The following is a 7,429-nucleotide window of genomic DNA, read 5'->3' on the forward strand; positions in this document are numbered from 1 at the left end:
ATCGTCCTCAGCGGTTGGAGACCATGGTCAGGTCGAAGCTGAGCGTGGCCGCGTTCGTCGGAATACCGGTCACCGTGGGCTTGGCGATCACCAGGTTGGGCAGCGCAAACAGCCAAACCGCGGCGGCGTCCTGGGCGAGGGTGCGGACGGCCTTGCGCATCAGCGGCACCAACTCGTCCGCGGGCGCCTCATCGGCAGCCTCGAACTGCTTGTCGTAGGTGGAGTTGTCGTAGTGGAAGTAGTAGTTGGGGTCGGTGAACCGGCGCAGGTCACGGGCCTCGACGTGGGCCACGATCGACATGTCGTAGTTGCCGCCGTTGTGGACGTCGCTGAGCCAGGTGGCGAAGTCGAGTTCCTCCACGGTTACCTTGATGCCGACCTGCCGCAACGCGCTCTCCACGAACTGGGCGCTCTTGGTGGCGTAGGCGGTGGTCGGCACCCGCAGCTTCAGCGACAGGTTGCTGACCTTGGCCTCACCGAGCAGCTTTTTGGCGCCGGCCACGTTGTAGGCGTTGATCGAGGTCAGGTCCTCGTACCAGGGGTCGGTCGGCACCGCCATCGAGCCGATCAGCGTCCCCTCGCCGTTCCAGACGGTGTCCAGCAGCGCCTTCCTGTCGATCGCCATCGAGATCGCGCGACGTACCCGGACGTCCTTGAACGCCGGACGGGCGTTGTTCAGCGCCAACACCACCTCGCCGGTGGTGGTGCCCTCGATCACCGAGAAGCGGCTGGGGTCGCTGAACTGGTCGAGCGCGTCCGGTGCCTGCAGGTTGGACACCACGTCGATGTCGCCGGACAGCATCGCGGCGTTCATGGCGTTGGCGTCGAGATAGCGGAAGGTCACCGTGTCGAGCCGCGGCGGCGTCCCCCAGTAGGAGGGGTTGGCGGTCAGCACGACGCTCTGGCCCTTGTTCCAGCTGCGCAGCACGAAGGGTCCGGAACCGGCCGGCGTGGTGTCGAGGGTGGCCAGGCCGTCCGGATCGTAGATGATGCCGGCGGTCGAGCTGATGTCGTAGAGCCACAAGTTGGACGGGTGGTTCAGGGTGACCTTGACGGTGTGATCGTCGACCGCCTCGGTGGACTTCACCACCGCCATCTGCTCCACCAGCGGGGCCTGGATGGTCGGTTCGGTCTTGATTCGGTTGAAGCTGGTCACCACGGCCTGCGCGGTCACCGGCTTGCCGCTGGCGAAGTGCGCCGCCGGGTTGAGCTGGAAGGTGTAGACCAAGCGGTTCGTGCTGACGTCCCAGGACTGCGCCAGCCACGGCTTGAGGTCGCCCGCGGCGTCCATCTTCACCAGCGTCTCGTAGACGTTGTAGAGCAGCACCTGCGGAATCGAGGCGGCCGGCGAGGCGCTGGGGTTCATGGTCGGAGGTTCGAGGGTGGCGCCCACCACCAGGGTGTGTGCGGGAGGTTGGGTGTTCGTCGACGGCTGACCGGTACAGGCCGACAGCAATGCCACAGTGACGAACAGTGCCGCCCAGCGCCATCCTCGGCGCGGGGCGGTCGCAGCGGTCGTGCTGGAGACCATCGGTCCTCCTCCTAGGCTGCCCCCGGCCGGGGCGGCGGATCGCCGGAAGTCTAGCCGAGGGCCCCGGCCCGATCTCACCGGCACGTCGGCGCCGATGGTGCCCGATTTGGGTGTGCCGCCGGACTCCCCTATAGTTGTTCTTGCGACGCGGGGTGGAGCAGCTCGGTAGCTCGCTGGGCTCATAACCCAGAGGTCACAGGTTCAAATCCTGTCCCCGCTACCACCGAAGGCCCTCTGACCAGGTGAAATTGGTCAGAGGGCCTTCTTTTGTCTGCCCACTGCCGCTCATCACCCGTTGGTCCCCTCCCCCGCAGGACGTCACGGACCGCCATCCGGGCGGCGCTCTCACCGGACACCCTCTTGGTCCTCGTCAGCCCGGCCTCATGCCATAGCCGCGCCCTCCGTCATCCCGACGAACGCCGGGATCTCATGCCGCCAGCACTCGTCCTCGAATGCTGCACGCCGCCGTCGTGGATGGCGCATGGATCCGTAGTTACCTGGACGCAACGTCTGATATCATCTGACTGATATCGGAGGTGAGAGAGTGGAACAGATACTGATCCGCAACCTTCCCGCGGGCACCAAGGCGTCTCTCAAGTTGCGCGCCGAACAGCATCGCCGGTCCGTCGAGGCCGAAGCGCGGGAGATCCTCGCTGACGCCCTCGCGCGCGAGCCGGTTACCCTCGTCGACCTGCTCGGCACAGACGAGGGAGCCGACATCGAGTTTGAGCCCCCACGTCTCGGGCTGACCGCTCGCACTGCTGATCTGTGATCCGGCCGATGCAATACGTGTTGGATACCAACGTGGTCTCCGCACTGCGAATCCGAGGACGAAACCCGCAGGTCGAAGCCTGGACAGCATCGATTCCCGTCGCCGATCAGTTCGTGACGGCTACAACCATGGCCGAGATTGAGCGTGGCGTGGTCGTCAAGGAACGATCCGACCCACGTCAGGGCGAGGTTCTGCGCCGGTGGTTCGAGGACCGTGTCCTTCCAGCCTTCGCGGACCGCGTCCTGTCGTTCGACCTATCTGCCGCACGGATCCTGGCCAGGTATCGGGTCCCTGAACATGCTCCGCTCGACGATGCACTTATCGCCGTCATCGCCCACGCCGCGCAGATGACGGTCGTCACCCGCAACACCCGACACTTCGAACCACTCGACGTCGCCTGCCTCAATCCGTGGGGGAAGAACCGGTAACAACACATGGCCTTCCTCGGAGGGGCAGCAGACCGGACGCCCTAGCCATCCCCCATCGCCGGCGATTTCGGCGAGAATGGACTCGTGGAGCCGATACCTCTCTCCGTCTTCGAGGCTGCCGTCCAGGTGGCCGGGTCGGCGCTGCACTACAAGAGTTCCCTCAAGCGACTGATGCGCAACAGCGGGGTCAGCGCGAACGGGACCGAGCGGTACGCCGACCTGACCAAGTACCAGATGTTCCGCAGCACCTGGGACGACCTTGACCGCGCCGGGGCTCGGGGCCGCAAGGTCCAGCACAATCTCATCACCGCGCTGGCCAACCTCGACAAGCCTGACCCCAACGTGCCCGACGTTCCCGCTGGTGAACGTGCCATCGACGAACTGCGCCGGCTGGCCCAGCAGGAGAACCTGCTGGTCTCCCCCGAAGATCTCGCTCGCGCCGAACGGCGCCAGGCCGCCGCAACCGCAGCAGCCGAATCAGCCTCGAAACGAGAGCAACTCGCCGCCCTCAACGACCGATTCCAGGCGCTGCACAGCCATCCGGACCGGCAACGCCGCGGCTACGACCTCGAAAAGCTACTCGCCGCCCTGTTCCGCTGGGCCGAACTCGACTACCACGGCTCGTACAAGACCGAGACCGACCAGATCGACGGAGCAGTCACCCTCGACTCCTTCACCTACCTCATCGAAGTGCGCTGGCGTGAGGACGCCGCCGTCGCCACGGACCTCGCAGTATTCGCCGACAAGGTCGAACGACGCATCGACGCCACCCGCGGCATGTTCATCTCGATGGCAGGCTTCCGGCCCACGGCAGTCGACAGGTACCGGCAGGCGAAGGAAAACAGACTGGTACTGCTCGATGGAGGGGACCTCGCCTGGATCCTCGAGGGCCGATTCGATCTCACCGAAGCACTGCGAGCCAAGGTTCGGGCGGCGTCCATCCAGGGCGATCCCTACGTCCCGGTGTACAGCCTCTGAGCACCGATCAACCTCGGAGTGCGGCCCGTCCGGCGGTGGTCATCCGACCCTCGGCCTCCAAGCGCTCGGCGATGGCGGTGTTCCGGGCCGAGCGGGTGCCCTTGGCGCGGCGAGGGGCGAACTTCTGTAAGTAAGAAGTCTTGTCGTTCGCGCGGCGGGTGCTCTCACTCCAGCCGAAGGCGATGCCAGCCTCGAGCAGGTCGTGGAAGGTGATTGAGGGCGTTGGGCTGCCGGCCTTCTGAAGGACGACCCATAGACCGGGGTGGGTCTGGTGGTTCTGTTCCAGCCAGGCCCACAGGTCGGTGACGGAGGCGAAGGACCTGCGTTCGAGCTCGTCGGGCATAGCTGGATGGTACGAGCGAACTTCCGGCGGAGATCCCGGCGTTCGCCGGGATGACGGGGTTGCTGGATGACGTCGGGGTGCGGGATGACCTGGGACAGATGGAGATCCCGGCGTTTGCCGGGATGACGAGATTGCGCGGATGACGGTCACCGCCGGGATGCCGGGGAGCAGCGATGACGTAGCTGTCAGGACGATGGCTGGTTGCGCAGGGTCACACAGCAGCGTCCGATACCGGGCTCGAGGCAGGCGCGGACGGAGTCGCAGCCCAGGCCGTCCGCCACACCCTGGACGAAGTCGCGGTTCACGCCGCAGATCAGTGCGGTGTGCTTGTGGGCCAGGGCGTCGAAGGGGCAGTTGTTGAGGGCGACCACGTCCGCCTCGCGGATCGGCTCGTAGCCCTGGCTCGCCAGGACGACCGAGACGCGATCCAACTGCTCCCCCGCGTCCAGCACCTCGCTAGCCGCGGCGAGCGCGCGGCCCTCTTCACTGCCGACCTCGCGTAATGCCTGGTCAAGGGGCACTCCGTCTCCTGCTCGGGTGACGGCGGCGGCCAGCAGGTCGGCGGCCAGCTCGTAGCGCCGGGGTGGCAGCGACACCGCGAACTCGCGGGCGCCCCGGCGGTACAGCTTGCTGGGACGTCCGCTGCCCGGACCGGTGCGTCCGCTGAGCCGGCGGTACTCGACCTCGAGAAGGCCCTCGTCGACCAACCGGTCGAGGTGGAAGTTCACGTTGTGCGGGGCGAGGCTCAGCGCAGCAGCAGCTTGTTCACGCCCCACCGGGTCCGACTGGGCCACCACGTACTCGTAGAGCAGCCGCCGGGTCGGGTCGGCCAGGGCACCGATGCCCGCGGCCTGCGTCGCCAGGTCCATGGGGAAAGCGTAAAACAGAACTTCATTGACACAAGAGTTTCGGAGCTTCTAATATCGAAGTTCATTGGTGTTAGAACCGAGAGGGTCGCCATGGGCGTGGGAAGTGGGCTGCGGACCACCGCCGCAGAGCCTTCGATGGGCACCGAGCGTGAGCAGCCGCGACGGTCGGGGTGGCGTCCGAGAATCGTGCCCGACCGGCCCACCGCCGACTTGGCTGCCGCCGAGCAGGCTGCGGCAGCGCTGCTGACGGCGCTCGGTCTCGACCTGACGGACGTGAACCTGGTCGACACCCCCCGGCGGATGGCCCACGCCCTCGCGGAGCTGACCACGGCGTCCGACTTCGAGTTGACCAGCTTTCCCAACACCGAGGGCTACGACGAACTGGTGCTGGTGCAGAACATTCCGGTGCGGTCGCTGTGCGAGCACCACATGCTGCCGTTCGTCGGCGTCGCGCACATCGGCTACCTGCCGGCCGACCGGATTCTCGGCTTGTCGAAGTTCGCCCGGATGACCGACTTCCACAGCCGGCAGCCGCAGACCCAGGAACGGCTCACCAAACGCATCGCCGACCATCTGCAGCGCGAACTCGAGCCGTACGGCGTGGGTGTGGTGATCGAGGCCGAGCACACCTGCATGAGCCTGCGCGGCGCCCTGGTCGACGGTGCCCGCACCGTCACCTCCGCACTGTTCGGACGGCTGCGCGATGATGCCCGTAGCCGTGCGGAATTCCTCTCACTCGCCAGGAGCCAATGATGAACATCGTCGTGATCGGGGGCGGACTGGCCGCCGCCAACGCCGTCGCCGAACTGCGGGATCGCGGATACACCGGCGACCTCGCCCTCGTGGGCGCCGAGCCGCACCTGCCCTATGAGCGACCCCCGCTGTCGAAGGGCCTGCTGCTCGGATCGGACGAGCCCGACTCGGTCTTCGTCCATGACCGCGCCTGGTACGACGAGCACCAGGTGTCTCTGCGGCTCGGCACCCGGGTGACTGGCCTGGACCGCGACCGCCAACGAGTGCAGCTGGGTTCGGAGGAACTGCCCTACGACCGGTTGATCCTGGCCACCGGCTCGACGCCGCGGCGACTGCCGGCACTGGAGGCCGGCTCCGTTCCGGTCCGCTACCTGCGCACCCTGGACGATTCCCTGGCCCTGAAGAAGGAGCTGGCCGGGCACGTGCTGCTCGTCGGCGCCGGCTGGATCGGCCTGGAGATCGCGGCCGCGGTCCGTCAGGCGGGTGGCGAGGTGACCATCGCCGAGACCGCAGCCTGGCCGCTGCTGGGGGTGCTGGGTCCCGAGTTGGCACCGCTGTTCGCCGACCTGCACCGCAGCCACGGCGTCGATCTGCGGCTCAGCACGAGCGTGGAGCGGGTGGAGGGTGCCGAGGTGCTGCTCTCCGACGGCACCCGGGTGCGACCCGACCTGATCGTCGCCGGCATCGGTGCCGTGCCCGACGACGGACTGGCCACCAACTCCGGGCTCGCCACCGACAACGGCATCCTGGTCGACGCACGGCTGGCGAGTGCCGATCCCGCGGTGTTCGCGGCCGGTGACGTGGCGAACCATGATCATCCGAGCCTGGGCCGCATTCGCGTCGAGCACTGGGACAACGCCATCGAGCAGGGCAAGCACGTCGCCGGTTCGGTGCTCGGCGACACCGCGCCATACACCCGGCAGCCCTACTTCTTCAGCGACCAGTACGACCTGGGCATGGAGTACCTCGGTCATGTCGGACGCGACGGCTACGACGAGCTGATCGTGCGCGGCGACCGGGCCAGCCTCACCCTGGTCGCACTCTGGGTGCGCGCCGGCACGGTGATCGCCGGGCTGCACCTCAACGACTGGGACGCCGCGGATTCCCTGCGACTCCTGGTCGGCACCACGCCCGAGAATCTGGACGCCCTGCGCGACGAATCGGTGCCGCTGCCGCGTCCGGAGGAAAGCTGATCGCGAGGAGGTCGGAGATCCGGCGTTCGCCGGGATGACGGGTGAGCTCACTGGGTCGCCGGGTGAGTTCACCGGGGTGACGAGTGAGTCCACCAGGTGAGTTCACCGGGGTGACAGGGCGGTTTGCCGGACATGACGGAGGCGTTCGGTGGGGACGAGAGGAGACCCTGGCAGCCGGATAACGGAGCGTTCGTCGACAGAATTCGTCCCCGAATAGGTGAAACCCGAAATGATCATGAAGACAAGCCGAGGATCTGCTGAGTACTCTGGAACTTAGTGAGCCTTGGGGGGGTTACATGAGGGGTCTGCTCGGCCGATGGTCGCGCGCCGCCGGATGGGGAGTGGCGGCGGTGCTGGCTGCGACCCTGCTCGCGGCACCGATGGCCTTCGCCGACCCCAGCGACGAACCCTGCGCACCGAGCTGTGAAGCCAGCCCGCGACCCACCGTAACCGTCCCCGATGACCCGAAGCCCGAGCGATCCACCAGCCCCAGCTCCGAACCCTCCGAACCGAAGCCCCCAGAGCCCAGCGACAGCCCCGCCCCCCGCCCGGAACCCAGCAG

Annotated in this window: 8 protein-coding genes and 1 tRNA gene; 6 read left to right on the top strand and 3 right to left on the bottom strand. The window is 67.1% G+C overall.

What is annotated here, in order from left to right; translation table 11 throughout:
- Positions 1 to 7 precede the first annotated feature (7 nt).
- The gene (locus tag QM624_RS10725) at positions 8 to 1,531 is read right to left on the bottom strand and encodes an ABC transporter substrate-binding protein (RefSeq protein WP_415091600.1); all 1,524 of its coding nucleotides are present in this window, start codon (positions 1,529 to 1,531) and stop codon (positions 8 to 10) included.
- Between the two features lie 146 nt (positions 1,532 to 1,677).
- On the opposite strand from QM624_RS10725, the gene QM624_RS10730 reads away from it, so the two are divergent.
- The 4 genes from QM624_RS10730 (at position 1,678) to QM624_RS10745 (ending at position 3,709) form a co-directional block, all read left to right on the top strand.
- Positions 1,678 to 1,754, top strand: a tRNA-Met gene (locus QM624_RS10730).
- 321 nt (positions 1,755 to 2,075) lie between these two features.
- A complete protein-coding gene (locus QM624_RS10735) occupies positions 2,076 to 2,303 on the top strand; it encodes a FitA-like ribbon-helix-helix domain-containing protein (protein WP_415091602.1) in 228 nt (75 codons plus the stop codon).
- 8 nt (positions 2,304 to 2,311) lie between these two features.
- Positions 2,312 to 2,731, top strand: coding sequence for a type II toxin-antitoxin system VapC family toxin (locus tag QM624_RS10740; RefSeq protein WP_415091604.1), 420 nt, complete (start codon positions 2,312 to 2,314; stop codon positions 2,729 to 2,731).
- A gap of 84 nt (positions 2,732 to 2,815) precedes the next feature.
- Positions 2,816 to 3,709 (top strand): restriction endonuclease, encoded by an 894-nt coding sequence (locus QM624_RS10745; protein ID WP_415091606.1) that lies wholly within the window; start codon positions 2,816 to 2,818, stop codon positions 3,707 to 3,709.
- A gap of 7 nt (positions 3,710 to 3,716) precedes the next feature.
- On the opposite strand, the gene QM624_RS10750 is transcribed toward QM624_RS10745, so the two are convergent.
- Together QM624_RS10750 and QM624_RS10755 are read right to left on the bottom strand one after the other, a co-directional pair.
- Entirely contained in the window at positions 3,717 to 4,052 is a 336-nt protein-coding gene (locus QM624_RS10750; RefSeq protein ID WP_415091608.1) for a YdeI/OmpD-associated family protein, read from the bottom strand.
- A gap of 185 nt (positions 4,053 to 4,237) precedes the next feature.
- Complete coding sequence (locus tag QM624_RS10755) at positions 4,238 to 4,921, bottom strand: helix-turn-helix transcriptional regulator (protein ID WP_415091610.1); 684 nt, start codon at positions 4,919 to 4,921, stop codon at positions 4,238 to 4,240.
- A 135-nt stretch (positions 4,922 to 5,056) separates the two neighbouring features.
- On the opposite strand from QM624_RS10755, the gene folE reads away from it, so the two are divergent.
- Together folE and QM624_RS10765 are read left to right on the top strand one after the other, a co-directional pair.
- Positions 5,057 to 5,674: a GTP cyclohydrolase I gene (gene folE, locus QM624_RS10760; protein ID WP_415091618.1), complete on the top strand. Its 618-nt coding sequence runs from the start codon at positions 5,057 to 5,059 to the stop codon at positions 5,672 to 5,674.
- Entirely contained in the window at positions 5,674 to 6,867 is a 1,194-nt protein-coding gene (locus QM624_RS10765) for an NAD(P)/FAD-dependent oxidoreductase (RefSeq protein ID WP_415091612.1), read from the top strand. The genes folE and QM624_RS10765 overlap by 1 nt, the downstream gene beginning before the upstream one ends.
- The last annotated feature ends 562 nt before the right edge of the window (positions 6,868 to 7,429 follow it).

Origin of the sequence: Micropruina sp., assembly GCF_047606365.1 — a bacterium.
GTDB lineage: Bacteria > Actinomycetota > Actinomycetes > Propionibacteriales > Propionibacteriaceae > Micropruina.